This is a genomic window from Falsiroseomonas sp. (assembly GCF_051860665.1).
Classification (GTDB): Bacteria; Pseudomonadota; Alphaproteobacteria; order Acetobacterales; family Acetobacteraceae; genus Falsiroseomonas.
Genome location: NZ_JBHYDM010000011.1, coordinates 122,568 through 148,821, shown reverse-complemented (window position 1 = coordinate 148,821; position 26,254 = coordinate 122,568). Strand labels below are relative to the sequence as shown.

The following is a 26,254-nucleotide window of genomic DNA, read 5'->3' as shown; positions in this document are numbered from 1 at the left end:
TGCTGAAAAGGAACGAAATCCCGGAATCTTGATGGCCGAAACAAGCCATTCGGCCGTCCCAATTCTTGTGAGGATCGCGCAATATCTCCCCAGGGAAACGGAGGGGAGAATGGCGCGCCAGACAGGGTCGAGGGGCCAGTTCGCGCGGCACGGCTGCGCCGGATGATTCTGCGCCCGGGCCCCGTCGCCGTGGTGGAGCTGTCCAACCGCCATGGCCGCCATGCCCCCTTCAACGCCGCCTTCCTGCGGACCATCGCGCTCGGCTTTCCGGGCCGGCAGGTCGGCTTCTGGGCGGATCCCACGCATCTGGACGCGGTCCGCAAGCTGCTGGACAGCGAGGCCGGGCTGACCTTCCACCCGCTCGCGCTTTGCGAGGACGGTGCCGCCGTCACCCATTCCTCCTTCCCGCGCATCCGCCACAGCCTGGCCGCGCTGCGCCAGGTGCATGCGGCGCAGGCGGGGCGGACCGCCGCCATGGTGGTCTCTTCCAGCACGCCCGCCGCCATCTTCGCCGCCTGGCTGCTGCAGCGCATGGGCGGCCCGCCGGTGCAGCTGCCGCTGCATGGGGAGGTGAATGCCCTGCGGGAGGGCTGGCGGTCGCGCAATCCGCTGGTCCGCTGCATCGACCTGCACGCCGCGCTGCGCCGCTGCCCAGGGCCGCAGCTGCGCCTGCTGGCGCTGGAGCATCATGTGGCGGAGGCGCTGGTGGAGCTGGCCCCCTGGCTGGCGGGCCGGGTGGATGTCATGCCGCACCCGGCCGGCGCGGCGCTGGCGGAGGTGCCGCTGCCGGCGCGGCCGCTGCGCATCGGCACGCTGGGCATCGCGACCCGCGGCCGGGGCTTCGATCTCTGGCTGCGGCTGGCGGCGGAGCTGGCGGGCCTGCCGGGCCTCAGCCTGCACCATGTGGGGCCGCTGCATCGCGACTTCGCCGGCCATCCGATGGACGGCCTGGCCGATCCGCCGGACGAGCGGCATCTGGCGCGGGAGGATTATCTCGCCCGGCTGCAGGCGCTGCATTACGTCTGCATCCCGGCGCAGGGCGGCTATTACGACCTGGCGGCCAGCGGCACGCTGCTGGATGCGGTGGCGGCGGGCAAGCCGGTGGTCGCGCTGCGCCATCGCAGCCTGGAGCGCTTCTTCGAGGGTGCGGGCGATATCGGCTTCCTCTGCCGGGACGAGGCCGAGCTGGGCCAATTGCTGCGCGCCCTGGCCGAGGACTTCGACCCGGCGCGCCATACCCGGCAGGCCGCCAATATGCGGCGCCTGCAGCGGCAGCGCACCCCGGAGGCCCTGGCCGAGGGCTATGCCCGCAGCCTTGCGGCCCTGGTCCGGTAGGGCCGCTCAGGCGTTCTCCACCTCGCCGCCGCCCTCGACCCAGTCCTTGAAGCCGCCGAGGTTGCGGACATCGGCATAGCCCATGTCCTTCAGGGTCTTGCCCGCGAGGGCGGAGCGGCCGCCGGAGGCGCAGTAGACGATGATGGTCTTCGCCCGGTCGAAGGCCGCGTCATGCAGCGGGCTCTCGGGATCGGCGCGGAATTCCAGCAGGCCGCGGGAGACGGCGAGCGCGCCCTTGGCCTTGCCGCTGGCCTTCACCTCCGCCGCGTCGCGCACATCCAGCAGCACGGTCTGCGGTTCGGCGGCCAGCGCCCGGGCTTCGGCGGCGGAGATGCGCGGCACCGCGGCATTGGCGGCGGCGAGCATGTCTTTCACGGTGGTGGGCATGGCGGTTCCTTCCCTCGTACGAGGCTCAGAACCTCACACAGGCCTCGGCGGTCGTCACCATCACGCTTTCCTGTGCGAAGCGGCCGCGAAAGGCGGCGATGACGGGGGCCAGCCGCGCCGCGGCCTCGGCCGGGGTCGCGCCCGGGGCCAGCACCACCAGCACCTTGCTGCGCTCCCGCGCGAGGCGGCCGCTGGTGCCGCGCCACTGGCCGGCGCCGTCCAGCACGGTCAGGCCATCGGGGAAGGCGGGGGTCACCACCTCATCCATGAAGCGGGTCCAGGCGGCGTCATCCACCACCTCCGCGCCCTGGGCGTTGCGGCCGAAATAGCCTTCCAGCCGGGTCGCCGCCGTGCTGCCGGGCGGGCAGGGCGGCGGGGTGGCGGCGCAGGCGGCGAGCAGGGGCAGCAGGAGGAGGCTTCGCATGGCGCGCAGCCTACCGCGTCCGGGCCGCGACTCGCAGCAGGGCAAAGCCGCCCAGCATCGCCACCGCCGCCACGGCCAGCGCCGCCTGGGCGCCGAGTGAGGCCAGCAGCGGCGCGAAGAGGCCGGGCGCGATGGCCATGGCCCCCGTCACCGGCGCCATCACCCGCCCGGCCACGGTGGCATAGCCTTCCGTGCCATGCAGCTCGATCACGCAGGCCGGGCGCATGACGGACATGATGCCGGAGGCGAGGCCATAGGTCAGCACGAAGACCGGCGCGGCCACCGCGATGCTCAGCGGCGCCACCAGCGGCAGCAGCAGGGCCAGCGGAATCAGCAGCAGCGCGGCGGAGGCGGTGGTCACGGCGCTGAAGCGCGACCCGCCCAGCACATCCAGCGCCCGGGCCGCCACCTGCGCCGGCCCGACGAGGGCCGCCCACCAGATGGCGCTGGCGCGGTCCATGCCGAGTGCCTGCACCAGCAGCACCATATTCGCCAGGATGGCGCTGCCGACCAGCGTCTGCACCGTGAAGGCGGCGGAGAGCCAGCGCAGCCGGGCCGGCAGCCGCCCGCCGGGCAGTTTCGCCGGCCGGGCGCCGCGCGGTGCGGCGGGGATGCAGAGCGCATGCAGCGGCAGCGCCAGCAGCAGATGCGCCGCGGCCGAGGCCAGCACCGCGCCGCGCCAGCCGAAGCTGGCTTCCAGGGCCGCCAGCGCCGGCCAGGTGACGGCGGAGGAGAGGCCGGAGGCCAGCGCCAGCAGGCCGAGCCGCCGCCGCGCCCCCTCCGCCCCCAGCGTCGCCAGCGCGGCATTGGCCGCCTCGGTCAGGGCCAGGGCGCCCGCCAGGCCCATCACCAGGCAGGCCGCGATGGCCAGCACCGGCCCCTGCGCCAGGGACAGCAGGACGAGGCCGGCGGCGAAGGCCAGCGAGCCACAGGCCATGGCCGCGCGCGGTCCGTGCCGGTCGATGCCCCGCCCCACCATGGGTGAGAGGAAGCCGGCCAGGCCCAGCAGGATGGCGATGCCCAAAAAGGCGCCGCCGGCGGGCAGGCCGAGGTCCCGCTCCATCGCCGGCCCCAGCACGCCGGGCAGGAAATAGGCGGTGCCCCAGCCGAGGATCTGCGTGACGCCGAGCGCGGCCAGGACCAGGCCGGGGGACACCTTCAGGCGGTCGTGGCCAGCAGCACCACGCCGGCCGAGATCAGGCCGATCGCCAGCACCTTGGCCAGGCCCAGGCTCTCGCCGAACATGCCCCAGCCGATCAGCGCGATGACCACGTAGCTGGCCGCCGTGCAGGGCAGCGCGACCGACATGGGAATCTTTCGCAAGGCAATGATGTACAGAAGCGCAGCCCCGCCGTAGCAGCCGAGGCCCAGGATGGTCTGCCAGCGGAAGAGCTGGTCCAGGAAACCGGCCTCCGCGGCGACGGAGCCCGAGGCGCCGGCCTTCAGCAGGATCTGCCCGATGAGGGAGGTGGTGATGGCGGCGGCCAGCGTCGCCCAGGCGGCGATCACCGCCCCGCCCCCCCACCAGCCTGTTCCCCGCCCCGCACCACGTCCCGCACCACGCCCTGCGGCTTGCCATTGGCCGAGAGGAAGGCGCGGCCGACATATTCGCCGAGCACGCCGAGGATCAGGAACTGCACGCCGGCGACCAGCAGCGTCACCGTCATCATCGAGGCCCAGCCCGAGGGCGTCTCCCCGCTCAGCCCCTCGAAGATCACGATGGCGGCGGCGATCAGCCCCAGCACGCCCATGGCGGCGCCGGCCAGGATCGCCATGCGCAGCGGCAGGACGGAGAAATTGGTGGCGAGGTTCAGCCAGAGCAGCACCAGCCGCTTCAGCGTATAGTTGGACCGGCCCTCGGCGCGGGGCAGGTGCTTCACCTCGATACTGTCCAGCCGCTGCGTCACCTGCATCAGCAGCCCGTCCACATAGGGGTAGGGGCCGCTGTATTTCGCGACCTCCCGCACCGCCATCGCGCTCATGCAGCGGAAGGAGGAGAGGTAGAGGCCGCGGGGCTTGTCGAGCAGCATATCCGCCACGCCATTGGCGAAGCGGCTGCCGAGGTTGCGCCAGCCCTCATGTTCCTTCTTGGCGTAGCGCGTATAGACCACGTCCCAGCCGCCGAGCCGGGCATGGTCGTAGAGCCGCACCACCTCCTCCGGCGGGTTCTGCAGGTCGTCGTCCATGGTGATGACGAAGGCGCCGCGGGCCTGGCGCAGGCCGGACATGACGGCGTTGTGCTCGCCGAAGTTGCGGGCGTGCTCGACATAGACCAGCGGCACGGTGGCGCTTTCGGCCAGCGCGCGGCAGACCTCGCCGGAATTGTCCGGGCTGCCGTCGTTCACCAGGATGATCTCAAGGCCCCCCGCCGGGCGGAGGGCGGAGAGCGCCTCGACCAGCGCGCCCACCGTGGCGGCGCCGCGATAGACCGGCACGACGATGGACAGGCCGATGGGTGCGACGCCGGAGGACAGGCCCGCCTCCAGATCGGCTTCGAAAGCCCCCATGGGTGGGGCGAGGATCTCAGTCACGTCGCATTCTCCGTCAGGGCCGCGTGCCGATGACAAGGACGGATCCGCCGCCGGGCATCGGGATGCCGGCGCCGCCGATCCGCCGCTCGATCTCCGAGACGGCGTGCAGGGTCTTGTCGATCCAGGGGGGGAAATGGGTCACGTCGCTCGGCGCATCCTCCCGCGCCTGCAGGACCTTGCGTTGCAGGGCCATCAGCGGCAGCAGCAGGCCGTTCCAGTAGCGGGTGGAGATCCGGGTGAAGCCGGCCGCCTGCAACAGGGCGCGGGCGCTGCCGGCGGTGTAGCGGCGCGCGGTATGCACGCGGGCATCATGCGCGCTGCGCAGCCATTCATAGGCCGGCAGGTTCAGCACCACGGTGCCGCCGGGCCGCAGCACCCGGTGCAGCTCAGACATGCCGCGCGCCGGGTCCACGCCGGCATGGCAGATCACGTCGATGGAGACGGCGGCGCCGAAGCTGGCATCGGCGAAGGGCAGGGCATTGGCGTCGCCCGCGGTGACCGGGCGGCCCGATTTCTGCAGCGCGCGGCGCGCCGCATCGGCCATGTATTCCAGGCCGATCGCCGGCCGGTCCGGCAGCTGCTGCGCCAGGCGCAGCAGGAAGCCGCCCGTGCCGCAGCCGGCATCGAGCACGGGCCCGGCGGCGCCGGGGCGGGTGCGCAGCGCATCGAGGACCCGGGCATGGGCGGCCCGGAACCACCACATGCCGTCCTCGGCCGCGTCCATCAATTCGTATTCAGCGGGTTCCACCACGCTCTTGTGACGCCGCACCGGGGCGACCGCAAGGCGTCCCGGCGGCGGCCGCGGGGCAGCCCTGCCGCATGCGCGCCGCAATGAGGTTGCACCTTAACCGAAGCCCGCCGAGGATGCGGCCGCCGTGAGCCTTCCCGTGACCCCGAAGCCCCGCCCCAAGCAGGCGCTGCCCCTGGCCGAGGCGGCGCCCACGCCGCGCCTGTTCAGCCCCGCGGAGCCGGCGACCCGGGCGCGGCTGCTGCGCGCGCTGGCCCTGCTGCCGGCGCTGGCCTTCTTCCTGATGGTGCTGACGCCGCCGCTGAACCACGACGTCGCCGCCATCCTGAACTTCGCCGAACGCTGGGTGGCGGGCGAGAGCCTGTTCCGCGACCTGATCGACGTGAACCCGCCGCTGATCTTCGTCCTGACCGCCATCCCGGCGCTGATCGACCGGTTCAGCCCGCTCGACATCGTCCAGTCCTGGCTGCTCTGCGTCATCGGCTGCTGCGCGCTGTCCTGGCGGCTGTGCCTGCGGCTGCGCCAGCGGGACCAGGAGGGCCCGGTGGAAGGGGCGGCGCTGGATGCGCTGATCCCGCTGGTGATCGTCGTGGCGGCCTATGATGTGGGGCAGCGGGAACACCTGATGGCGCTTTTCGCGCTGCCCTATGCGCTGCTGGCGGCCCGCCGGGCGCAGGGCATCGCCACGCCGCGCGGCCTGGCCCTGACGGTGACCATCGCCGCCGCCCTGGGCTTCGCGCTGAAGCCGCATTTCCTGGCGATCCCGGCCCTGGTGGAGGCGCTGGTGCTGGTCCATCGCGGTGCCGCCACGGCGCTGCGGGACAGGCTGCCCTGGCTGATGGCGGCGATCTGGGCGCTGTACCTGGCCAGCCTGCCGGTCTTCTTCCCGGACTATCTCGGCTTCGTCGTGCCGCTGGTGATGGATTTCTACCTCTCCAATGGCGGCATCGGCCTGTTCAACGTGATCTTCACGGACAAGCTGGGGGCCGCGCTGCTGGCGCTGCTGGCGGCCCTGTCGTTGCTGGCCTGGCGCGGCGCCGGCATCCCGGCGCGGATGCTGGCGGCGATGGGCATCGGCGGCTTCCTCTCCGCCTGGGTGCAGCACAAGGGCTGGTCCTACCATGTGGTGCCGATGGCCATGGCCACCGCGCTGCTGGCCGGCTGGGTGGTGGCCCGCTGGTTCGACCGCGCCCTGCCCGCCGGCCGCGCGCAGCAGGCCGCGCCGATGCTCGCTTTGGCCCTGGTTGTCGCGGTCGCCGCCGTGCATGTGCGGGGCGAAAGCCCCTGGCGGCAGATCTGGTACGCCAGCCTGGCGGAGGGCCAGCTGACTGCGACCCTGAAGCGGGAGGTGGCGGGCGAGCGCCTGCTGGTGCTCTCGCCCGATGTCTACCCGGTCTATCCGGCCCTGAACTATGCCCGCGCGCGGTCCACCCTGCGCACCATGAACCTCTGGCTGCTGATCGGTGCCTATCCCGATTGCCCCGAGGGCGCGCCGCGCTACCGCGAGCCCTGGGAAATGTCCCGCCCCGAATTCTTGGTGTACCGCACCGTTGCCGAGGATTTCGCTCGGGCGCCCCCCGGTGCGGTGCTGGTGGCGAAGAATTCGGGCATTCCGCGCTGCGGGGCGGAGGATTTCGACCCCATCGCCTATTTCTCCCGCCACCCCGCCTTCGCCGAGACCTGGCGGCACTACACGCGGGTGGTGCACATGAACAACTACCTTCTCTACCTGCGTGAGGATTGATGTCGTACCAGGATTTCATCGGCCGGACGGAAACGCGCGAGGACCGGCTGGACCCCCGCCTATTGCGGGGCATGGCCGCGACCTTGGGCCGGCCGGTGCCGGAGGTGCTGCCGCCGCTCTGGCACTGGATGTTCTTCCAGGACTGGGTGATGCCGGAGGGGATCGGCCCGGACGGCCACCCGAAGCGCGGCGGCTTCCTGCCGCCGGTGCACGACCTGCCGCGCCGCATGTGGGCGGGCGGGCGGCTGCGCTTCCACCCCGTGCCGCTGCATGCGGATGACGTGGTGACCCGCACCAGCACCATCCTGAAGGTCGAGGAGAAATCGGGCGGCTCCGGCCGGCTGGTCTTCGTCACAGTCGGCCATCTGCTGCACGGCCCCGCCGGCCTGGCGCTGGAGGAGGAGCAGGACATCGTCTATCGCGGTGCCGAGGGCGCCGCGGTGAAGCCCGGCGCGGCCGCGCCCGATTGGCCCGGTGCCGCCACCGCCACCGTGCTGCCGGACCCGGTGATGCTGTTCCGCTACTCCGCGCTGACCGGGAATGGCCACCGCATCCACTACGACCACCCCTATGTGACCGGGGAGGAAGGCTATCCCGGCCTGGTGGTGCACGGGCCGCTGCAGGCGACGCTGATGGCGCAGCACGCGCTGGACCATGCGCCCGGCCAACGCCTGCACAGCTTCGCCTTCCGCGGCCGCCGCCCGGCCTTCGATGGGCGGGCGCTGACCATCCTGGGCAAGGTCGAGGGCGAGGAGGTGAAGCTGGAGACGCGGGACGAAACCGGCGCCACCTGCATGCAGGCCGAAGCGGTACTGGCCCCGGCTATTGGCTGACCGACAAACCGGCACGGCGGCGTCGCGCCCGCGGCTGCCGCTGACCCAGAATACGCTGCGCGGCATCGCCATCATCGTCGCCGGCTATACCGTGATCTCCGCCGCCGATGCGGCGGTGAAATGGGCGCTGCCGGAAGTGGGCGTGGCGGTGGCCATGATCTGGCGCGGCGTCTTCGGCATGCTGGCCATCGCCCTGCTGTCGCGCGGGCGCGGCCTGGCGCCGGTGCGCAAGCCGCTGCTGGCGCTGCGGTCCTGCCTGCATTGCGTGGTGACGGTGGCCTTCTATCTCGCCTGGTTCAACGCCTTCCCGCTCGGCGCCTCCTATGCCGTGAATGCGGCGGCGCCGCTCATCATGACGCTGCTGGCGATTCCCCTGCTGGGGGAGAAGGTGGGCTGGCGGCGCTGGACCAGCACCTGCCTGGGCTTCGCGGGCGTGATGATCATCCTCCAGCCCGGCGGCGAGCTGTGGCGGTGGGAGGCGGCGATGCTGCTGGCGGGTGCCGCGACGCTCGGCCTGACGCGGATCTGGACGCGCGTGCTGGCCGCCACCGATACGCCGCAGGCCATCGCCTTCTGGCTGCTGGCGGCGCATGTGCCGATCGGCTTCCTGCTGCTGCCGGTCTTCCCGCCGCTCGGCCCGCTGGTGCCGCGCTGGGACATCGTGCTGTGCCTGGGTTTCCTCGGCATGGCGAATGGCTGCGCGCATCTGCTGTTCTCCCGCGCCTTCGCCATCGCGCCGGTCTCCGCACTCGCGCCCTATGAATACACCACGCTGCTCTGGGGCGGGGTGCTGGGCTTCCTGATCTGGTCGGAAGTGCCGGCCTGGAACACGCTGGCGGGCGCCGTCGTCGTCATCGCCGCGGGCCTCTACAACCTGCATCGGGAGCAGGTGCGCCGGCGCGAAGACCGTGCCGCGGGGGCGCGCTGATGGCGCTCCGTCATGACCCCAAGCGCGGCGTGATCTTCATGCTGCTGGCCTGCGCCCTGTTCGCGGGGATGAGCGTGCTGGTGAAGGACCTGGCCGGCCGCGTGCATTTCCTGGAGCAGATGTTCTTCCGCAGCGCCTTCGCCCTGCCGGTGGTGGTGCTGATCGTGGTGCGCCGCATCGGCCTGCGCGGCGACCTGGCGGGCGCGCTGCGCACGCGGCGCTTTCCCGGCCATGTGCTGCGCGCGATGACGGGCACGGCGGCGCAGGCCTGTTCCTTCTTCGCGCTGGCGCATCTGCCGCTGGCCGAGCACACGGCGCTGACCAATACCACGCCGCTTTTCGTCACCCTGCTGTCCATCCCGCTGCTGGGCGAGAAGGTGGGCATCCATCGTGCCAGCGCGGTGCTGGCCGGCTTCCTCGGCATTGTCGTGATCGCGCTGGGGCAGGGGGCCTTCACCGGGGATTTCGGCGGCGCGGCGCGCTGGGGCATCATCGCGGCGCTGGCGCATGGGATGTTCTCCGCCGGCACCACCATGCTGGTGCGGACGCTGTCGGCCACCGAATCCTCCGGCACCATCGTGCTGTGGCAGTCGCTGCTGATGACCTTCTTCAGCCTGTTCTGGCTGCCCTTCGTCTGGGTGACGCCGAGCGCCATGGACCTGCTGATGCTGGTCGCCATCGGGCTGATCGGCGGCGCGGCGCAGACCCTGCTGACGGAGGCCTGGGCCAGCGCGCAGGTGTCCTTCCTGGCGCCCTATTCCTATTCGGCGCTGCTCTGGGCCGTGCTCTTCGGCTGGATCGTCTTCGGCGATGTGCCGGGCCTCTCGACGCTCGCCGGCGCCTTGGCCATCGTGCTGGCCAGCCTCTACATCATGCACCGCGAGATCGTCGTGCGAGGACGGAAACGATGAGCATCCCCTTCCTGCGCGAGGATCCGCTGCCGCCCGGCCTGGCGGCGGAGGTGGCGCCCGGTGTGCGCCGCCTGCTCTGCGACAATCCCGGCCCCTTCACCTGGCGCGGCACCAATACCTACCTCATCGGCCGCGGGCGCGTGGCGGTGCTGGATCCGGGGCCGGCGGATGCGGCGCAGCTCGCGGCCATCCTGCGCGCGACGCAGGGCGAGACCATCACGCATATCCTGGTCAGCCATACGCATCGGGACCATTCGCCGGGGGTCGCGGCCCTGCAGGCGGCCACGGGAGCCCGCAGCTACGGTTTCGGGCCCCACCTGACGCCGCCCGAACAGGGCGGGGAGGGCGGCGACCACGATTTCCGGCCCGATGTCACGCTGGCCGATGGCGAGGTGGTTGAGGGCGACGAATTACGGCTGACCGCCATCCACACGCCCGGCCATTGCGCCAACCACCTGTGCTTCGCGGGCGAGGATGGCGTGGTGTTTTCCGCCGACCATGTGATGAGCTGGTCCACCACGGTGGTCAGCCCGCCGGATGGCGACATGGCGGCCTATATGGCGTCGCTGGCGAAACTGGCGGCGCGGGAGGCGGGCCTCTACCTGCCCGGCCACGGCCCGCCCCTGCCGAACCCGGCGCCCTTCGTCGCGGCGCTGGCGGCGCATCGGCTGGAGCGGGAGGCGAAGGTGTTTCACGCCCTGCGCCATGCCGGCCGCGCCACGGCGCTGGAGCTGGTGCCGCCCGTCTATGGCCCGGTGCTGGATGTGAAGCTGGTGCCGGCGGCGGCGCGCAGCCTGCTGGCGCATCTCTTGAAACTCGTGGCCGAAGGGCAGGCCGCGCAGGATGGCCAGCACTTCGAACCGCGTTGACGGCTACAGCACCGTCACCGTCTGGATCGCGCCGGAGGCGGCATAGAGGATGCTGTAGCTGGTCCAGTCATGCTGGTTCAGCAGGTCGTAGTCGGTGACACGCATCCGGCCATCGGCCAGGCGTTCCACCGCATAGTCCAGCCGGCCCTGGCTGTCATAGTCCTGGTCGAGGCTGCTGCCATCCGTGCCGATGGTGCGCCGGTAGTCCAGCACGCCATTGGCGGCGTTGTAGTCCTCGCTGACGGTGCCGCCATTGGCCTGCTGGATGAAGACATAGTCGCGCTGGCCGGTGGCGACGTCGTAGTCGATGGACTCGCGGGTGCCATCCAGGCCGAGCGTGGAGACGAAGTCCGTGCGCCCGCTGGCGGGATCATAGACGATGCTCTGCTGGCGGAAGTCGAAGACATCCTCGATGGGCGGGCCGATCGGCGGGGTGAGGTTGGTCTGGTCGACGGAGAGGGTACGGCCCTGCGCATCCTTCACCGTATAGGTCTCGCTGCCCCGGGCAGTAACGTCGAGGTCGAGGTTGAAGTACTCGATGTCGAGCCGGACGCTGCGGCCATCATCCATCGCCGCGTCGACGCGCCGCAGCAGCGGACTATCAACCGTGCCAATGTCGATGATGGCGTTCTCGACCGCATAGCTGGCCCAGGAATGCTGGCCGGAAAGATCGTAATCCGTGGCGCGGATGCCGCCATCGGCCGAGCGTTCCACCAGGTAGTCCAGCTGCCCCTGCGCATCGTTGATCTCTTCGCGCGTGCTGCCATCCGGGGCGGTCACACGGCGACTCGTCACGATGCCCGTGCCAGCCTCTCCCGCACCGCCCTGCCCACCGCCGGGCGGCTGCTAGTCCTTCAGATAGTAGAGGAATTCCCGCTGGCCGCTGGCCGGGTCGTATTCGATGAATTCGACCCGGCCATCATGGTGGAGGATGCTGACGGAGACGATGTTTCCCGTCTCCACATCATACCGGACTGTCTGCTCGCGGAAGGCGAAGAGGTTCTCGAAAGGCGTGCCGTCAAAGGGTGCGCTCGTATTGATCCGCTCGACCGACTCAACGCGACCCTGCGCGTCATACACCGTTTCCTGTTCGCTGTTCGAGACCGATTGCCGGAATCCGATGTAGTCAAACTCCTGCAGGATGCGGCCGCCGTCATCCATCGTGATGTCGAAGGAGGAGGGCAGGGCGACGTCCGCGACGGAATTTTCGCGATAGATCAAATTGGTGGTGCGAAAGATCGCCCAGTCATGCTCGTCCCAGAGATCGTAATCGATCGACGAGAGGATCAGCGTCTGGCCATCGTGAACCTCGGTCACCGACTCGAAGTCGATCTCCCCGGTATCCGGGTCACGGATGATGATCGTCTCAGCCATCGGGACGCTCCTGGATGCAGGGCGGTCAAGTCGATGGCCCAATCTTGCGCAATAATTGCGAAGGTGTAAACGATCAGCCGTCGCTCATCCGGTTGTCCTGCCCGCGGAAGACGATCCGCGGCCGCGCCGCCCGCTGATCCGCCGGCACGTCCAGCCATTCGGCGAATTCGGTCAGGATCTTGGCCGTGATATCCGCCAGCTTCGCGGCCCGCGCCTGGCTCAGCGGATACCAGCCCAGCCCCTCCAGCTCGCCGGACCCGCCGATCTCGCCGCGCACGGCCCCTGCCGGCGCGATCAGGAAGCGGGCGTTGAAGCGCATGCTACGCGTGGTCGGCGTGACGGCGCGGCAGAGGTAGTCGAGAGGGGCGAGATCGGCGAGCAGCCGCGTGCCACGCAGCTCGCCCAGCAGCAGCCCGGTCTCCTCGTAGAGCTCGCGCACGGCGGCCACGCCCAGCGCACGCGCCAGCGACGGCTTCGCCCGATGTGCCAACAGCGCAAAAGTCTCGGGCTTCATCTCCGAAAGTGCCTTCACGCCATGGTCGCCGCGATCCACCCGGCCGCCCGGGAAGACCAGGATGCTGGGCATGAACTTGTGCTTGGCGTGGCGCATGCCCATCAGGATCTCGGGCTCGCCGCGCCCCTGCCGCCAGACGATGAGGCTCGCCGCATGGCGCGGCACCACGGTGCGCTTGCGCGGCGCGGAAACCAGGTCCCCGGTGCCGCCGGGATTGTCGGCCGTTGCGTCAGCCAAGGTTGATTCCCCTCGTCGCCAGCCATGCGCGGAAATTCGCGCGTTCGGGCACGGACAATTGCCGCGCCGCATTCTCGGACCAGCTGCAGCCTTCCGGCTTCGGGCCATGCACCTCCGGATAGCGCGGCTTGCCGGGCGGGCGGAGCGCATCGTAGCCAGGCAGGGCGGAGGCCAGGTTCTGGTCGTCATAGACCTCGCGATGCACCACCACGGAAGGCGGCAGGCGCGGGGAGGTTGCGTTGCGCGCGGCGGGAAAACCCAGCGTCAGGCCCGCCAGCGGGAACACGCCCTCCGGCAGGCCGAACAGCTTCTGCACCAGCGCCAGGTTGTTGCGGACATAGGAAATCGGGCAGGTGCCGAGTCCCGCCGCCTCCGCCGCCATCACGCAGAAGCCCAGCGCCAAAGCCGCATCCGCGCTGGCATTCAGAAAAGTGTCGATGCTGTCATTGGCATGCGCGCGGCCGTGTTCCGCGCAGACCTGGCGGCCGCGCCGGATATCGCCGCAGAACAGCAGCAGCACCGGCGCCTGCTTGATCCAGGGCATGGTGCCGATCGCATCCGCCACCTGCGCAATCTTGGCCGCATCGCGCGTGACCAGGATGGAATACTGCTGCAGGTCGGATTTCGCGGGCGCCGACTGCGCGCCGGCCAGCACCAGGTCCAGCAGCGCATCCGGCACCGCATCCGGCCGATAGCTACGCGTCACCCGTCGGTCCAGCAGCAGCGCGAGGCCGGCGGGAATTTCGGCGGGCGGGGCGAAGGGCAGGGCGCCGTAGCGGGCGCGGATCAGGGCTTCGGCATCCATGATCCGCAGCCTGCCATGACAGCTACCGCAGCACCACCCAGGCATCCGCCACGGTCACACCCTCGCCGGGCCGGCCTACCATCAGCGGGTTGATCTCCGCCTCCGCCACCTGCTGCACCGCGGCGAGGCGGGAGGCGGCGACCACGGCCTGGGCCAGCGCCTCCAGGTCGCCCTTCGGCAGGTTGCGCCAGCCGGAGAGCGGCTTCAGCGCCCGCACCTCCGCGATCATCTCCTGCGCCGTTTCCAGATCCACCGGCGCCAGCCGCAGGGCGATGTCGCGATGCAGTTCCGACAGCACGCCACCGGCGCCGAGCAGCACCACCGGCCCCACCTCCGGGTCCCGCCGGAAGCCGAGGATGACCTCCGCCAGGCCCTTGCGCATGGTCTGCACCAGCAGCCCGGTGATGCGCGCTTGCGGCGCCGCGGCGGCGACGCGGGCCCGCATCACGGCAGCCGCCTCGCGCAGCGCATCGGCATCGCCGATGTTCAGCATGACGCCGCCGACCTCCGTCTTATGCGCGATATCCGGCGAGAGGATCTTGAGCGCCACCGGATAACCCATGGCGGCGGGCGGCGCGTCCTGCATGACGGCGAAGGGGGAGGCCAGGCCGAGCTCCGCGAAGACGCGGCGCGCATCCGCCTCATCCGGCTGCGCGGGCAGCGCGATGGCGGGTGCGGCGACCGCGGGGGCTGGGCGCGGCGCCTGCCAGGCGCAATAGGCGCTGATGCAATCCGCGGCACTTTCGGCGGTGCGGAAGGCGGCGATGCCGGCCTCCGCCAGCAGGCGGAGCGAGGCTTCGGCCTGCGGCGCGAGGAAGGCGGCCACCGGCTTGCCCGGAACCTTGGTGCCCTCGACGATGCCGGCCACCGCATCCTTCGGGCGGAACTGGGCGGAGCTGCCGATGACGGCGAGCACGAGGTCCGTATCCTCCGCCGTGCGCAGCGCATCGAGCGCCGCCATGACGCGATCCGGCCGCGCGCCGGCCAGCGTCAGGTCCAACAGCCGCGCATGGCTGTTGAACTTCGCCGATTCCAGCTTCGCCGCGGCCTTTGCATCGGGCTTGCGCGCCTCGATGCCCAGCACGCCGAGCGCATCCACGGCCAGCGCGCCGCCGCCGCCCGTCGTCGTCATGACGCTGACCGCGCGATGGCTATGCGAGGGAGCACGACGCCCGGCGACCAGCAGCGGCAGTTCCAGCAGCGATTCCAGCATGGAAACGCGGAGAATGCCGTGGGCGCGGAAGAAGGCATCCGCTGCCGCATCGCTGCCGGCGAGCGCCCCGGTATGGCTTGTGGCGAGCTCCGCGCCAAAGGGGCTGCGGCCGAGCTTCAGCGCGACGATCGGCTTGCCCAGCACCTGCGCCTTGGCGGCGGCGGCGGCCATCTGCTCCGGCGCGCGGATCGATTCGAGAAACAGCGCGACGACATCGACATCGGGGTCGTCCAGCAGCAGGGAGGCGATCTCGCCGGCTGTCAGATCCGCCTCGTTGCCCGTGCCGATCAGGTGGGAGAAGCCCAGCCCCCGCGCCGCGCCGCGCGAGAGAAGCGCGCCCATCATGGAGCCGGATTGGGAGACCAGCGCGACGCGGCCCGCCGGCAGTTCCTCCGCCTCCAGCGCCGCATTGGTGGTCAGCGCGGTGCGCGCGTTCAGGTTGACGATGCCCATGGAATTCGGGCCGAGCAGCCGCATGCCGCCCGCCTGCGCCGCGGCCAGCACGCGCGCCTGCAGGGCCGCGCCCTGCGGTCCCGATTCCGCAAAGCCATCGGCCAGCACACAGGCCACGGGAATACCCCGGGCGGCGCAGGCCACGACCTGCGCTTCGACATTTTCGGTGCCGAGCAAGATATAGGCGAAATCGATCTCGCCGGGGATGTCGGCGAGGGAGGCATAGGCGCGCTCACCCAGCACCGTCTCCGCCCGCGGATTCACGGGGAAGAGCCCCCCCGCAAAACCGTGGCGGCGCAGATAGCGCTGCGGCCGCGCCGTCAGCCGCTGTTCGTCGGCCGATGCACCGATCAGCGCGACGCGGCGCGGATTGAGAAGCGCCTGCGCCAGAGTGGTCACTTCGGCGGCCTTTGCGAAAAGCTGCGCCCGAAAACGCCCTCGGCGATGCGGTTCTTCATCATCTCCAGGCTGCCGCCGGCGATCATCCAGCCGCGCGTCTTGCGCACGCAGTATTCGATCAGCAGGTCCTGGCTATAGCCCGTGCCGCCCATGACCTGCATGGATTCGTTGGCGCACATCCAGCCCGCCTGGTTGCAGGCATATTTTGCGAGTGCGACATCCTGCGGATCGGGCAGCCCGCCCTTGGCGCGGACCGCGGCGCGGTAGAGCAGCAGCTGCGCGCTATCCAGCGCCACCCGCATTTCTGCAAACTTCCATTGCAGCCCTTGGAATTCCATCAGGGCGCGCCCGAACTGCTTGCGCTGTTCGGCATGCGCCTTGGCCTGCCGGAAGCAGTATTCGCCGAGCGCCAGCGCGCGCGTGGTATTGCCGGCACGCTCGACGTTGAAGCCCGAGATCTGCTTGCGGAAGCCGCCTTCGCCCAGCAGCAGGTTCTCATCCGGCACGAAGACATTGTCGAAATACAGCGCGCACCAGGTCTCGCCATTCATGTAGCGGCTGGGCTGGCCGAGCCGGAAACCTTCCATGCCGCGTTCCAGCAGGACGGAGCCGATGCCGTTCACGCCCGGGGCGAAGCGGCAATAGATGACGAAGACGCCGGCATCCTCGGTGTTGGAGGTGAAGACCTTGCCGCCGTTCAGCCGGTAGCCGCCCTCGACCTTCGTCGCGGTGGTCTTCAGGTCGGTCAGCGCCGATCCCGCATCCGGCTCCGTCATGCCGACCGCCGCGATGGTCTCGCCGCGCAGCAGCGGCTCGAAATACCGCTTCTTCTGGTCCGGCGTGGCGTATTCCGCGAAGGTGCGGAACGCCCCGAAGTTGCCGGCCTGCAGCACGTCGGCGCTGCGCGGGCAGACATAGGCGATCTGCTCCATGGCCAGGATCGCATCGAACAGCGTGCCGCCCTGGCCGCCGTCTTCTTCCGGCACCATGATGCCGAAGAGCCCGTTCTCGGCCATCAGCTTCGCGACATCCCAGGGGAAGCGCTCGTCATGCGCGCGCGCCAGCGCGTCCTTGGCCAGGTGCTGTTCGGCGAAGCGGCGGACGGAATCCTGGAACGCGACCTGTTCCTCGGTGAGCGAAAAATCCATCAGACGGGGTCCCAGGAAAACACGTCGCCGGAGCGATCGAGCGGCAGGAAATGGCTGCGAAGGGCGGGCAGGGCGGTCTCGGCGATCGACTCGGGCGTCCAGCCACCGGCGCTGTGGGTGCTGCGGATCGGCCGCGGCTGGCTGAACAGGAACAGCTCATTATGGCGCGCGGCAAAGATCTGGCCGGTCACATCCTTCGCGGCGTCGCTGGCCAGGAAGACCGCCAGCGGCGCGTTCTTGTCCGGCGTCATCTGCTGCAGGCGGGCGACGCGCGCCTTCTCCGCCTCGGTGGAGGAGGGGATGGAGCTGGTCATGCGCGACCAGGCGAAGGGCGCGATGCAGTTGGACCGCACGCCGAAACGCTGCATGTCCAGCGCGATCGACTTCGATAGCGCCGCGACACCCAGCTTGGCCGCGGAGTAGTTCGCCTGCCCGAAATTGCCGATGAGGCCGGAGGTCGAGGTCATGTGCACATAGGCGCCGCTGCCCTGCTTGCGGAAATGCTCGGCGGCGGCGCGGCTGACGAAGAAGCTGCCGTTCAGATGCACATTGATGACCGCCAGCCATTCCTCGGGCGACATCTTGTGGAAGATCTGGTCCCGCAGGATGCCGGCATTGTTCACCACGATGTCGATGCGCCCGAAGGCGTCCAGCGCCTGGGCCACGATCCGCTGCGCGCTGCCCCATTCGGAGACGCTGTCGGTATTGGCCACCGCCTGGCCGCCGCGCTGGTGGATGATGGCCACCGTCTGCTCGCCGGGGGTGGCGGAGGTCGGACCCTCGCCGGTCAGGCTGGCGCCGATATCGTTCACCACCACGGAAGCGCCGGCCAGCGCCATGGCGAGGGCGATCTCCCGCCCGATCCCGCCGCCCGCCCCGGTGACGACCGCCACCTTGCCTTCGAGCATCATTCGTTGCCTCCTATCCGTGCAGCCCGCTTCTATTCCCGGGCAGAAGGGGTGTGAAGCCGGCTTGCCGCATCACGGGGGTGCCCTAAACTCAAGCCTGGATACAAGTGGGGGACATGGTGGGCTTCGTGGAGCTGGATGGGGTCGGCATGACCTTCCGAGGGCGCACCGGCGCCTATGAGGCCGTGCGGGATTTCAACCTGCAGTTGGCCGAAGGCGAGTTCTTCTGCCTTCTGGGCACCTCCGGCTGCGGCAAGACCACGGTGATGAACATGCTGGCCGGCTTCGATACGCCGACCAGCGGCCAGATCCGGCTGGAGGGCAAGCCGGTGCGCGGCCCCGGCGCGGATCGCGGCGTGGTCTTCCAGGGGCATGACAGCCTCTATGACTGGCTGACGGCGCGGGACAATATCGCCTTCGGCCTGCGCCTGCGCGGCATGGGCCGTAGCGAGCGGCGTGCCGTGGCGGACCGCTTCCTCAATATGGTCGGGCTGACCGGGCAGGGCGAAAAGCACCCCTCCGAGCTTTCGGGCGGCATGAAGCAGCGCATCCAGATCGCGCGCGCCCTGGCGAACGATCCGCGCATGCTGCTGATGGACGAGCCCTTCGGCGCGCTGGATGCGATGACGCGCGCGGTGCTGCAGGGCGAACTCTCGCGCATCTGGTCGGAGAACCGGAAGACCGTGCTGTTCATCACGCATGACATCGAGGAGGCCTGCGCGCTGGCCACCCGCGTCGGCGTGATGAAGCGCGGCCCGGGCGGCACGCTGAAGGCCGTGGTGCCGATCGACCTGCCCTTCCCGCGCGAACGCACCTCCGATGCCTTCATGGCCAGCTTCCGCCAGGTGCATGAGCTGATCCATGCGGAGATCCATCCCCATGCATAGCCGCACCGCCACCTTCGCCGGCTATGTGCTGGGCTTCGCGCTGCTGTTTGCCATCTGGCACCTGGCCTCGGTCTTCATCGTGCGCTCGGTGCTGTTTCCCTCGCCCTTCCCGGTCTTCGAGCGGGGCTGGGTGCTGATCGCGGATGGCCTGTTGCAGGAATCCGTCTGGGCCTCGATGCGCCGCATCATCCAGGGGTTTCTCCTGGGCTCCGCCATCGGCATCCCGATCGGCCTGGCCATCGGCAGTTTCCGGCCGGTGCGGCTGCTGCTGGAACCCTGGACGGAATTCTTTCGCTTCATTCCGGCGGTCGCCATGATCACGGTCGCGGTGATCTGGTTCGGCATCGGCGAGGAGAGCAAGATCTTCCTGATTGCCTATACCACCGTCTTCGTGGTGGTGATCGCGACGGCGGCCGGTGTCGGCGCGGTGGGGCGGGACAAGATCCGCGCGGCGCAATGCCTGGGCGCCAACAAGTTCCAGGTCTTCGCGCTCGTCGCCCTGCCGGCGACGGTGCCCTATATCCTCACCGGCATGCGGCTGGCGATGGCGAATGCCTTCGTCACCATCGTGGCGGCGGAGCTGGTGGCCAGCAATGACGGCCTCGGCAAGATGCTGTGGGATGCCCGCCTGTTCATGCAGGTGGAGGATATCTTCGTGGCGCTGATTTCGCTCGGCCTGCTGGGCTTCGCGACGGACCGCGTCTTCCGCCTTCTGATCCGTGCCTTCGCGGGACGCTTCAACCCGACCATGTGACAAACAGGGAGAACAAGAACATGCTTCGCCGTACCCTTCTCGCCGCCGGTGGTGCCGCGCTCGCGGCCCCTGCCTTTGCCCAGAACGCGCCGATCCGGATGACCATCGCCACTGGCGTGGATCCCTCCTTCGCGCCCTATTACGTCGCCCGCGAAGGCGGCTTCTTCCAGCGCAACGGGCTGGACGTGACGGTCAATACCGGCCCCTCCGGCTCCGCCATGATCGCCTTCCTGATCGGCAACCAGATCAATTCGGCCTATGGCGCCGAGCAGGCCGGCGTCTCCGCGCATCTGGTGGACCCGAATGTGGTGGCCGTCGCCGAAGGCACGGCGCTGCTGCGCTGGATCAGCGTGCTCGGCCGCAATGTGGAGAATATGGAGGCGCTGAAGGGCAAGCGCGTCGGCGTTGCCCGCGGCACCGGCAGCGAGACCTTCTGGCTGTCCGTCGTCGCCAAGCTCAATCTCAACCCGGCCGACTATACCATCGTTAATGTCGAGGCGCCGGAGATGGTGGCGGCGCTGGAGCGCGGCAATATCGACGCCTTCGCGGTCTGGGAGCCCTGGCCGACGCGTGCCATGCGCGCCATCCCGAACACGAAGATCCTCGTCTCCAACGAGCAGATCCAGATCGTCCGCAACTTCGTCTACATGAACAAGGGCTGGGCGCAGTCCAATATGGAGGCGACGACGCGGATGATGCGCGCGCTGATCCAGGCGCAGGAATTCATCGCGGCGAACCCGACCGAGGCCGCCGCCCAGGTGGCCCGCTTCCTGCGCCAGGACCGCGCCTTCGTGGCGGAGCTGATGACCAAGGTCGAGTACAAGATGAACCTGACGCCCGACAGCGTCGGCAATATCCAGCTCGCCATCGACCAGCTGCGCGGCATGAACCGGCTGAGCAAGGAGGTCACGCCGGCCGAGGTGATCTGGAAGGATCCGCTGGCCGCCGCGGCGGCCGGGCGCGTGATGATCTGAGGTGATTCAGCGCGGCTGCGTCACCCGGCGCAGCACGCGCGAAAGCTCCTCCGCCGCATAGGGCTTCTGGATCAGCTCGAAGCCATGCCGCCCCTCGGCGGCCAGGATATGGCTGTAGCCTGAGGTGAGCACCACCGGCAGCTTCGGGTCGCGGCGGCGGATCTCCAGCCCCAGCTCGATGCCGCTGACCCCGGGCATCACCACGTCGGAGAAGACCGCATCGAAGCGGTCCTCCGCCAGCAGCTGCAGTGCCTCCTCCGCATTTGCGGCCCAGCGCGTTTCGTAGCCCAGGTCCTGCAGCAGCTGGGTGGAGAAGGCGCCGACCTCCGCATTGTCCTCCACCACCAGCACGCGGCAGCCGCGCCCATCGGCGATCGGCCCGCCCGCCACATCGGCCAGGGTCGCCTGCGCCCGCTCCTCCACCCGCGGCAGGTACAGGGTGAAGGTCGTGCCCTGGCCCGGCGTGCTTTCCACCGCCACGTCGCCGCCGGACTGCTTGGCGAAGCCATAGACCTGCGACAGGCCCAGGCCCGTGCCGTGGCCCACCGGCTTGGTGGTGAAGAAGGGCTCGAAGATCTGCGTCAGGCTTTCGGGCGAGATGCCGACGCCCGTATCGCTGATGGCGATCGCGACAAAGGCGCCGAGGCTGCCCAGATGCCCGCGGATGGAGGGCATGGCCGCCAGCGGCCGCAGCCGCAGCACCAGCGTGCCTTCGCCATTCATCGCGTCGCGGGCATTGACCATCATGTTCACCAGCGCCGTCTCGAACTGGCTGGCATCCGCCTCCACGAAACAGGGATCGGGCGCGAGGTCCGTGAGGATGCGCACCCGCGCGCCCACCACCGTGCGCATCATCTCGGCGATGGTGCGGATCCGCTCGGCCGGGTCGAAGACCTCGGGCTTCAGCGCCTGGCGGCGCGCGAAGGCGAGCAGCTGGCCGGTCAGCCGCGCGGCGCGGTCCACCGTCTCCGCGATGGCGGCGATGTACCGGCTGCGGCGTTCCTCCGACAGGTTCGGCCGGCGCAGCAGGTCGACCGAGGAACGGATGATGGTCAGCAGGTTGTTGAAGTCATGCGCCACGCCGCCGGTCAGCTGGCCCACCACTTCCAGCTTCTGCGCCTGGCGCAGCTGGGCCTCGGCCTGTTGCAGCGCGTCCCGCTGCGCCTTCTCCGCGGTGATGTCGCGGCCATAGGCATAGACCAGATCGGATTCATGCGAGGTGTTCCAGGAAATCCAGCGCGGCTGGCCGTCCCGGTGCCGGTAGCGGTTCTCGAAGCCGGTCAGGTCCTGGCGGGCGGAGGCCTGGTGCAGCGCGCGCCGGGTGGGCTCCTCATCCTCCGGCCAGATGAAATCGCGATAGTGGCGACCGACCACCTCCTCCGGCGCATGGCCGAGAATGCGCAGCCAGGCGGGATTGACGGCGCGGAACACGCCATCGGCGCCGATGATGGCGAGCAGGTCGCGCGAATTGCGCCAGGCGCGGTCGCGTTCCGCGGTGCGCTCGGCCACCTGGGCCTCCAGCGTCGCATTCAGGTCGCGCAGCGCGGCCTCGGCCCGCTTGGTGCCGGAAACGTCCTGCACCAGGGAATAGAGGCCGATGACGCGGCCTTCCGAATCGCGCCGCGGCACGTATTCCACCTGGATGGTGCGATGCCGGCCCTCCGCATAGGGCATGAACTGCTCGAAGGAGACGCGCTGCCCTGCGAAGGCCTGCTCCACATAGCCCTGCACTCGCGCATAGGCGGCCTCACCCACCACATCGCGCACCAGGCGGCCCTGGATCTCGGCCCTTCGGGCGGGGAACCAGCTTTCGTAGAGCTGGTTCACGAAGACATAGCGCGGGCCTTCCTCCGTTCGTTCCAGATAGGCGACAAGCACCGGCAGTGAATCGACGAGGGGGCGCAACTCCTCGCTGATATCGGCAAAGCTGGTGGCGGGTGGGTCGGAAGGGGCCGGCATGGCCCCGCCGTTCCATGCCGCCAGGCGCCTGTCAAACCAAATGCGCCTGTGCGGAGGCGCCGGCCGCAAACATCGGCGCCGCATCGCGTTACCCGCTGCAGGTGAGGGGGATGCAGCATGCAGCGATGGCCAGACCGGCTCTGGGTGGTCCGCCACGGGGAAAGCAGCGGCAATGTCGCGCGCGATGCCGCGCAGCTGGCCGGCCATACGCATATCGATATCGGCTTCCGCGACGTGGATGTGCCGCTGAGCCCGCTGGGGGAGGACCAGTCCCGCGCGTTGGGCCATTGGTTCGCAGGGCTGCCGGAGGCGGAGCGCCCTGATGTGGTCCTGACCTCCCCCTATCGCCGCGCCTGCCAGACCGCGACGCTGATCCGCGAGGCCGGGCGGCTCGCCCTCGCGCCCGAGGCCTTCCTGCAGGATGAGCGGCTGCGCGAGAAGGAATTCGGCATCCTGGACCGGCTGACCCGCCAGGGCATCGCGCGGCACCATCCGGAGCAGGCGGAAATGCGCCGGCTGATGGGCAAGTTCTACCACCGCGCGCCGGGCGGGGAGAGCTGGTGCGACGTGATCCTGCGCCTGCGCAGCGCGCTGGATACCATCGCGCTGCATCATGGCGGGGCGCGGGTGCTGGTGGTGGCGCACCAGGTCGTCGTGCTCTGCCTGCGCTACCTGCTGGAGAACCTGTCGGAGGCCGAGATCCTGGCGATCGACCGGCAGGCCGACGTGGCCAATTGCGGGGTGACTGAATATGCCTTCGATGCCGCCCAGGGCCGGCAGGGGGCGCTGGTGCTGCGGCGCTACAACTTCGTGGCGCCGCTGCAGCGCGAGGGCACGCCGGTGACGGCCGAGCCCGATGCGCCGGTCGGCGCCCGGTGAGCGCGCTGAAGGATCGCACCACGGCGGTGACGGCGGATCTGCTGCGCGGCATGCCGCTGCCGCGCCATGCCGATGGCGAGGACAAGGACCAGCGCGGCCGCGTGCTGGTGGTGGGCGGCAGCCTGGAGGTGCCGGGCGGCGCGCTGCTGGCCGGCCTCGCGGCGCTGCGCGCCGGCGCCGGCAAGCTGCAGATCGCCACCAGCCGCAGCGTGGCGCCTGCGCTGGCCGTGGCGATTCCGGAAGCCCGCGTGCTGGGGCTGCGGGAAACGCCGGACGGCGCCATCGCGGCGGAAGCCGCCGCCCAGCTCGCCGCGCGCTGCGGCGCCTGCGACGCCATGGTGATCGGCCCCGGCATGATGGACCCCGAAGCCGCTTCAGGCCTGGTGCAGGGCGTGCTGGAGGGGAGCGCGGCCAGCGCCTTCGTGCTGGATGCCGCCGCCTTGCACGCGCTGGATGCCTGCACGCCGCTCGGCCGCCATGCCGGCCGCGTGGTGCTGACGCCGCATGCGGGGGAGATGGCGCGGCTGCTGGGCGTGGCGCGGGAGGCGGTGCAGGCGGATCCGCTGGAGGCTGCGCGGCAGGCGGCGCGCCGGCTCCAGGTGGTGGTCGCGATGAAGGGCGGCAGCACCCATGTGGTGACGCCGCAGGGGCATGCCTGGCGCTGCGACCTCGGCCAGGTGGGCCTGGCGACCTCCGGCTCCGGCGATACGCTGGCGGGCCTCATCGGCGGCCTGCTGGCGCGCGGCGCACCGCCGCTGGCGGCGACGCTCTGGGGCGTCTTCCTGCATGCGGAGGCGGGCGCCGCCCTGGCCAGCCGCCGCGGCCGCATCGGTTTCCTGGCGCGGGAGTTGCTGGCGGAGATCCCGCCGATCATGCAGCGGATGGAGGTGGGGTAGGGGGCGCTTCCTCCGCCCCCAGCATCGGCGTGGTGCGGCGGGCGTCCAGCGCCCGCGCCAGATGCTCGGCGAAGGCGGCCGCCGCCACCGGCAGCGCGCGGCCGCGCAGCTGCGCCAGCACCAGCGGGCCATGCGCCAGGTCCTGGTCATCGACCGGCACCGCGACCAACCCGGCGCCGCCTTCCGGCAGGGCGCCGATCTCGATCTGGAAGGTCACCGCGCTGGTGTCGCGGACATAATGGCGCAGCAGCTCGAAGGAATTGGATTCCAGCACCATCTGCAGAGGAACGGCACTGCGCGCCGCCCAGGCCTCCACGATGCGCCGCGCGCCGAAATCCTGGGTCGGCAGCGCCAGCGGATGGGCCGCGCAATCGCGCAGGCGCAGCCGCGGCCGCGCCGCCAGCGGATGCCCCGCCGCCATCACGGCACAGAGGCGCTGGCCGATCGAGAGCAGCGGCATGATCTCCGGCCGCGGGACCAGGCCGAAGGCCAGCACGAGGTCCGCGCTGCCATCCATCAGCCGCTCCGTCGCGCCGCTGTGGTCGACCAGCGGGCAGGCGAAGCTGATCATCGGGTAGCGGGCCTGGAAGGCCGCGATCTGGCGCGGCAGGAAATCACTGGCCACGGCCTGGCTGGCCGCGACACGCACATGGCCGCGCCGCAGCCCGCGCAGCGCCGCCATCTGCTGGCGCGCCCGCTCCAGATCCGTGCAGAGGCGATGCACCCAGCCCAGGAAGATCTCGCCGGCGGAAGTCGGCCGCATCCCGGCCGGGGAGCGTTCGAAGAGCGCGAAGCCAAGATCCAGCTCCACATCGCGCAGCCGGCGCTGCAGGGCGGAAGGCGCGATGTTCAGCCGCTCCGCCGCCTGGCGGATGGAGCCCGACTGCTCGATGGCCAGCAGGTAGGTCCAGACGCGCATGTGGCGCAGGGCGGCGGCGCCCGGATCGGGGCGCCAGGGGGCGGCGGGGACGGGCATCGGCGGCCTCCGGCTGCGGGCGACCACTTTCCGGCGCCGCCCCGGGGCCAGATTAGCACTATCCGGCAACACCCATAGTTGGTTGCCTGCCTCCAGCGCCGCCCTGGCCCCGCGGCCCGGCGCGGCCCAGCTCCGCCCCAGGAGGTCCGGACATGTCCGCAACCCGTGCCGAGGCGAACCCGCCGCCATCCCGCCCCCTGCCGCGCCTGGCGCGCGAGAACCCGGTGCAGCCCATGCTGCCCCGGGCATTGCACTATATCGACGTGATCGCGCGGGCCGGCTCCGTCCGCAAAGCCTCGGAGCGGCTGAACGTCGCCGCATCCGCCGTGAACCGTCAGCTGATCGAGATGGAGGAGGAACTCGGCCTCACCCTTTTCGAACGGCTGCCGCGCGGCATGCGCGCGACCGCGGCGGGCGAGCTTCTGCTGGCGCATATCCGCCGCCAGCGCGGCGAGACGGAAACACTGCGCCGCCAGTTGCAGGAATTGCGCGGCGCGCGGCGCGGCGAGGTCAGCCTGGGCCTGGTGGAGGCGGCGGCGCGTGGCCTGATGGCGGAGCTGCTGCTGAGCTTCCATCGCCGCCATCCCGGCATCCTCTGTGGCGTTTCCGTCTGCGGCAGCGCGCGGCTGGCGGAGGAGGTGCTGGCGGAATCGCTGGAGCTCGCGCTGCTCTACAACCCGCCGGCGCTGCCGGAGCTGCGCGTGCTGGCGGAATGCGCCGCGCCGCTGCAGGCGGTGGTGGCACCGGGACATCCGCTGGCCGGACGCGCCGAGCTGCGGCTGGCCGAATGCCTGGACTTTCCCGTGGCCCTGCCGGCGCAGGAGACGGGCGGCCGGGCCCTGATCGAGGCCGCGCTGGCCGGCTCCTCCCGCCGTCTGGAGCCGGTTCTGGAGGCGGACAGCCTGGAACTTCTCGCCAGCTTCGCCAGCAGCTGCGGCGGCGTCACCTTCCAGAGCGCGCTGGGCATCGCGAAGGAGCTGGCGCGCGGGGAGCTGGTGGCGGTGCCGCTGCGCGACCCGCCGCTGCTGCGAGCCAAGCTGGCCCTGGTGGCCCGGCGCGGCCGGCGCCTTTCCCCCGCCGCCACGAATCTCGCGGAGCATCTGGCGGTGGCGCTGCGCCGGGCCTGATCCGCCGCCGCGCCGGAGCGTGCGGAAAAGCCGCACGCCCC

The 26,254-nt window shown here is 70.5% G+C and carries 27 protein-coding genes; 12 read left to right on the top strand and 15 right to left on the bottom strand.

The window, feature by feature from the left end:
- Positions 1 to 162 precede the first annotated feature (162 nt).
- Positions 163 to 1,335, top strand: a complete 1,173-nt coding sequence (locus tag ACTIF1_RS13660; RefSeq protein ID WP_439596987.1) for a hypothetical protein — start codon at positions 163 to 165, stop codon at positions 1,333 to 1,335.
- Positions 1,336 to 1,341: 6 nt separating this feature from the next.
- On the opposite strand, the gene ACTIF1_RS13655 is transcribed toward ACTIF1_RS13660, so the two are convergent.
- Genes ACTIF1_RS13655 through ACTIF1_RS13630 form a run of 6 tightly spaced genes read right to left on the bottom strand, consistent with a single transcriptional unit; the run spans position 1,342 to position 5,428 of the window.
- The gene (locus ACTIF1_RS13655) at positions 1,342 to 1,722 is read right to left on the bottom strand and encodes a rhodanese-like domain-containing protein (protein WP_439596986.1); all 381 of its coding nucleotides are present in this window, start codon (positions 1,720 to 1,722) and stop codon (positions 1,342 to 1,344) included.
- A gap of 25 nt (positions 1,723 to 1,747) precedes the next feature.
- Entirely contained in the window at positions 1,748 to 2,146 is a 399-nt protein-coding gene (locus ACTIF1_RS13650; protein WP_439596985.1) for a DUF3574 domain-containing protein, read from the bottom strand.
- A gap of 10 nt (positions 2,147 to 2,156) precedes the next feature.
- Positions 2,157 to 3,302 carry an MFS transporter gene (locus ACTIF1_RS13645; protein ID WP_439596984.1) on the bottom strand — a complete coding sequence of 382 codons (1,146 nt, stop codon included), beginning with the start codon at positions 3,300 to 3,302 and terminating at the stop codon, positions 2,157 to 2,159.
- 2 nt (positions 3,303 to 3,304) lie between these two features.
- Positions 3,305 to 3,655, bottom strand: a complete 351-nt coding sequence (locus ACTIF1_RS13640) for a DMT family transporter (protein ID WP_439596983.1) — start codon at positions 3,653 to 3,655, stop codon at positions 3,305 to 3,307.
- On the bottom strand, positions 3,652 to 4,677 hold the full coding sequence (locus tag ACTIF1_RS13635) for a glycosyltransferase family 2 protein (RefSeq protein WP_439596982.1): 1,026 nt from the start codon (positions 4,675 to 4,677) through the stop codon (positions 3,652 to 3,654). The genes ACTIF1_RS13640 and ACTIF1_RS13635 overlap by 4 nt, the downstream gene beginning before the upstream one ends.
- Before the next feature lie 13 nt (positions 4,678 to 4,690).
- Positions 4,691 to 5,428 (bottom strand): class I SAM-dependent methyltransferase, encoded by a 738-nt coding sequence (locus ACTIF1_RS13630; protein WP_439596981.1) that lies wholly within the window; start codon positions 5,426 to 5,428, stop codon positions 4,691 to 4,693.
- A 124-nt stretch (positions 5,429 to 5,552) separates the two neighbouring features.
- On the opposite strand from ACTIF1_RS13630, the gene ACTIF1_RS13625 reads away from it, so the two are divergent.
- From ACTIF1_RS13625 to ACTIF1_RS13605, 5 genes are all read left to right on the top strand, one after another.
- On the top strand, positions 5,553 to 7,169 hold the full coding sequence (locus tag ACTIF1_RS13625) for a hypothetical protein (RefSeq protein WP_439596980.1): 1,617 nt from the start codon (positions 5,553 to 5,555) through the stop codon (positions 7,167 to 7,169).
- 71 nt (positions 7,170 to 7,240) lie between these two features.
- On the top strand, positions 7,241 to 8,002 hold the full coding sequence (locus tag ACTIF1_RS13620) for an FAS1-like dehydratase domain-containing protein (RefSeq protein ID WP_439596979.1): 762 nt from the start codon (positions 7,241 to 7,243) through the stop codon (positions 8,000 to 8,002).
- On the top strand, positions 7,995 to 8,930 hold the full coding sequence (locus ACTIF1_RS13615; protein WP_439596978.1) for a DMT family transporter: 936 nt from the start codon (positions 7,995 to 7,997) through the stop codon (positions 8,928 to 8,930). The genes ACTIF1_RS13620 and ACTIF1_RS13615 overlap by 8 nt, the downstream gene beginning before the upstream one ends.
- The gene (locus tag ACTIF1_RS13610; RefSeq protein ID WP_439596977.1) at positions 8,930 to 9,841 is read left to right on the top strand and encodes a DMT family transporter; all 912 of its coding nucleotides are present in this window, start codon (positions 8,930 to 8,932) and stop codon (positions 9,839 to 9,841) included. The genes ACTIF1_RS13615 and ACTIF1_RS13610 overlap by 1 nt, the downstream gene beginning before the upstream one ends.
- A complete protein-coding gene (locus ACTIF1_RS13605) occupies positions 9,838 to 10,710 on the top strand; it encodes an MBL fold metallo-hydrolase (protein WP_439596976.1) in 873 nt (290 codons plus the stop codon). The genes ACTIF1_RS13610 and ACTIF1_RS13605 overlap by 4 nt, the downstream gene beginning before the upstream one ends.
- A gap of 3 nt (positions 10,711 to 10,713) precedes the next feature.
- Here the strand turns inward: ACTIF1_RS13605 and ACTIF1_RS13600 are convergent, their stop codons facing one another.
- The 7 genes from ACTIF1_RS13600 to ACTIF1_RS13570 form a co-directional block, all read right to left on the bottom strand.
- Complete coding sequence (locus tag ACTIF1_RS13600) at positions 10,714 to 11,505, bottom strand: hypothetical protein (RefSeq protein ID WP_439596975.1); 792 nt, start codon at positions 11,503 to 11,505, stop codon at positions 10,714 to 10,716.
- A gap of 51 nt (positions 11,506 to 11,556) precedes the next feature.
- Complete coding sequence (locus tag ACTIF1_RS13595; protein WP_439596974.1) at positions 11,557 to 12,084, bottom strand: hypothetical protein; 528 nt, start codon at positions 12,082 to 12,084, stop codon at positions 11,557 to 11,559.
- A gap of 73 nt (positions 12,085 to 12,157) precedes the next feature.
- Positions 12,158 to 12,835, bottom strand: a complete 678-nt coding sequence (locus ACTIF1_RS13590) for an NUDIX hydrolase (RefSeq protein WP_439596973.1) — start codon at positions 12,833 to 12,835, stop codon at positions 12,158 to 12,160.
- A complete protein-coding gene (locus ACTIF1_RS13585; protein ID WP_439596972.1) occupies positions 12,828 to 13,640 on the bottom strand; it encodes a nitroreductase family protein in 813 nt (270 codons plus the stop codon). Before ACTIF1_RS13585 ends, ACTIF1_RS13590 begins: the two co-directional genes overlap by 8 nt.
- A gap of 22 nt (positions 13,641 to 13,662) precedes the next feature.
- Positions 13,663 to 15,705 (bottom strand): acetate--CoA ligase family protein, encoded by a 2,043-nt coding sequence (locus tag ACTIF1_RS13580; RefSeq protein WP_439596971.1) that lies wholly within the window; start codon positions 15,703 to 15,705, stop codon positions 13,663 to 13,665.
- A complete protein-coding gene (locus ACTIF1_RS13575) occupies positions 15,702 to 16,853 on the bottom strand; it encodes an acyl-CoA dehydrogenase family protein (RefSeq protein WP_439596970.1) in 1,152 nt (383 codons plus the stop codon). The genes ACTIF1_RS13580 and ACTIF1_RS13575 overlap by 4 nt, the downstream gene beginning before the upstream one ends.
- Positions 16,853 to 17,764: an SDR family NAD(P)-dependent oxidoreductase gene (locus ACTIF1_RS13570; RefSeq protein WP_439596969.1), complete on the bottom strand. Its 912-nt coding sequence runs from the start codon at positions 17,762 to 17,764 to the stop codon at positions 16,853 to 16,855. Before ACTIF1_RS13570 ends, ACTIF1_RS13575 begins: the two co-directional genes overlap by 1 nt.
- Before the next feature lie 113 nt (positions 17,765 to 17,877).
- Between ACTIF1_RS13570 and ACTIF1_RS13565 the strand changes: the two genes are divergently transcribed.
- From ACTIF1_RS13565 to ACTIF1_RS13555, 3 genes are read left to right on the top strand one after another with little or no spacing between them, the layout of a single operon-like run.
- A complete protein-coding gene (locus tag ACTIF1_RS13565) occupies positions 17,878 to 18,648 on the top strand; it encodes an ABC transporter ATP-binding protein (RefSeq protein WP_439596968.1) in 771 nt (256 codons plus the stop codon).
- Positions 18,641 to 19,402 carry an ABC transporter permease gene (locus ACTIF1_RS13560; RefSeq protein ID WP_439596967.1) on the top strand — a complete coding sequence of 254 codons (762 nt, stop codon included), beginning with the start codon at positions 18,641 to 18,643 and terminating at the stop codon, positions 19,400 to 19,402. Before ACTIF1_RS13565 ends, ACTIF1_RS13560 begins: the two co-directional genes overlap by 8 nt.
- Positions 19,403 to 19,422: 20 nt before the next feature.
- The gene (locus ACTIF1_RS13555) at positions 19,423 to 20,376 is read left to right on the top strand and encodes an ABC transporter substrate-binding protein (protein ID WP_439596966.1); all 954 of its coding nucleotides are present in this window, start codon (positions 19,423 to 19,425) and stop codon (positions 20,374 to 20,376) included.
- 6 nt (positions 20,377 to 20,382) lie between these two features.
- Here ACTIF1_RS13555 and ACTIF1_RS13550 read toward each other — a convergent pair whose 3' ends face one another.
- Entirely contained in the window at positions 20,383 to 22,335 is a 1,953-nt protein-coding gene (locus tag ACTIF1_RS13550) for a PAS domain-containing protein (RefSeq protein ID WP_439596965.1), read from the bottom strand.
- Positions 22,336 to 22,452: 117 nt separating this feature from the next.
- On the opposite strand from ACTIF1_RS13550, the gene ACTIF1_RS13545 reads away from it, so the two are divergent.
- Both ACTIF1_RS13545 and ACTIF1_RS13540 read left to right on the top strand, forming a co-directional pair.
- On the top strand, positions 22,453 to 23,214 hold the full coding sequence (locus ACTIF1_RS13545; protein WP_439596964.1) for a histidine phosphatase family protein: 762 nt from the start codon (positions 22,453 to 22,455) through the stop codon (positions 23,212 to 23,214).
- Positions 23,211 to 24,110, top strand: coding sequence for an NAD(P)H-hydrate dehydratase (locus ACTIF1_RS13540; RefSeq protein ID WP_439596963.1), 900 nt, complete (start codon positions 23,211 to 23,213; stop codon positions 24,108 to 24,110). Before ACTIF1_RS13545 ends, ACTIF1_RS13540 begins: the two co-directional genes overlap by 4 nt.
- On the opposite strand, the gene ACTIF1_RS13535 is transcribed toward ACTIF1_RS13540, so the two are convergent.
- Complete coding sequence (locus ACTIF1_RS13535) at positions 24,085 to 25,086, bottom strand: LysR family transcriptional regulator (RefSeq protein ID WP_439596962.1); 1,002 nt, start codon at positions 25,084 to 25,086, stop codon at positions 24,085 to 24,087. The two genes, ACTIF1_RS13540 and ACTIF1_RS13535, sit on opposite strands and share 26 nt — an antisense overlap.
- A 152-nt stretch (positions 25,087 to 25,238) precedes the next feature.
- Here ACTIF1_RS13535 and ACTIF1_RS13530 point away from each other — a divergent pair, with 152 nt between their 5' ends.
- Positions 25,239 to 26,213 carry a LysR family transcriptional regulator gene (locus ACTIF1_RS13530; protein WP_439596961.1) on the top strand — a complete coding sequence of 325 codons (975 nt, stop codon included), beginning with the start codon at positions 25,239 to 25,241 and terminating at the stop codon, positions 26,211 to 26,213.
- Positions 26,214 to 26,254 lie beyond the last annotated feature (41 nt).

Excerpts from the sequence above, each read along its gene's own strand:
- ACTIF1_RS13660 (WP_439596987.1), top strand. The coding sequence starts at position 163 with ATGATTCTGCGCCCGGGCCCCGTCGCCGTGGTGGAGCTGTCCAACCGC.
- ACTIF1_RS13655 (WP_439596986.1), bottom strand. The coding sequence starts at position 1,722 with ATGCCCACCACCGTGAAAGACATGCTCGCCGCCGCCAATGCCGCGGTG.
- ACTIF1_RS13650 (WP_439596985.1), bottom strand. The coding sequence starts at position 2,146 with ATGCGAAGCCTCCTCCTGCTGCCCCTGCTCGCCGCCTGCGCCGCCACC.
- ACTIF1_RS13620 (WP_439596979.1), top strand. The coding sequence starts at position 7,241 with ATGGCCGCGACCTTGGGCCGGCCGGTGCCGGAGGTGCTGCCGCCGCTC.
- ACTIF1_RS13610 (WP_439596977.1), top strand. The coding sequence starts at position 8,930 with ATGGCGCTCCGTCATGACCCCAAGCGCGGCGTGATCTTCATGCTGCTG.
- ACTIF1_RS13605 (WP_439596976.1), top strand. The coding sequence starts at position 9,838 with ATGAGCATCCCCTTCCTGCGCGAGGATCCGCTGCCGCCCGGCCTGGCG.
- ACTIF1_RS13595 (WP_439596974.1), bottom strand. The coding sequence starts at position 12,084 with ATGGCTGAGACGATCATCATCCGTGACCCGGATACCGGGGAGATCGAC.
- ACTIF1_RS13585 (WP_439596972.1), bottom strand. The coding sequence starts at position 13,640 with ATGGATGCCGAAGCCCTGATCCGCGCCCGCTACGGCGCCCTGCCCTTC.
- ACTIF1_RS13575 (WP_439596970.1), bottom strand. The coding sequence starts at position 16,853 with ATGGATTTTTCGCTCACCGAGGAACAGGTCGCGTTCCAGGATTCCGTC.
- ACTIF1_RS13570 (WP_439596969.1), bottom strand. The coding sequence starts at position 17,764 with ATGATGCTCGAAGGCAAGGTGGCGGTCGTCACCGGGGCGGGCGGCGGG.
- ACTIF1_RS13565 (WP_439596968.1), top strand. The coding sequence starts at position 17,878 with ATGGTGGGCTTCGTGGAGCTGGATGGGGTCGGCATGACCTTCCGAGGG.
- ACTIF1_RS13560 (WP_439596967.1), top strand. The coding sequence starts at position 18,641 with ATGCATAGCCGCACCGCCACCTTCGCCGGCTATGTGCTGGGCTTCGCG.
- ACTIF1_RS13555 (WP_439596966.1), top strand. The coding sequence starts at position 19,423 with ATGCTTCGCCGTACCCTTCTCGCCGCCGGTGGTGCCGCGCTCGCGGCC.
- ACTIF1_RS13550 (WP_439596965.1), bottom strand. The coding sequence starts at position 22,335 with ATGCCGGCCCCTTCCGACCCACCCGCCACCAGCTTTGCCGATATCAGC.
- ACTIF1_RS13545 (WP_439596964.1), top strand. The coding sequence starts at position 22,453 with ATGCAGCGATGGCCAGACCGGCTCTGGGTGGTCCGCCACGGGGAAAGC.
- ACTIF1_RS13535 (WP_439596962.1), bottom strand. The coding sequence starts at position 25,086 with ATGCCCGTCCCCGCCGCCCCCTGGCGCCCCGATCCGGGCGCCGCCGCC.
- ACTIF1_RS13530 (WP_439596961.1), top strand. The coding sequence starts at position 25,239 with ATGTCCGCAACCCGTGCCGAGGCGAACCCGCCGCCATCCCGCCCCCTG.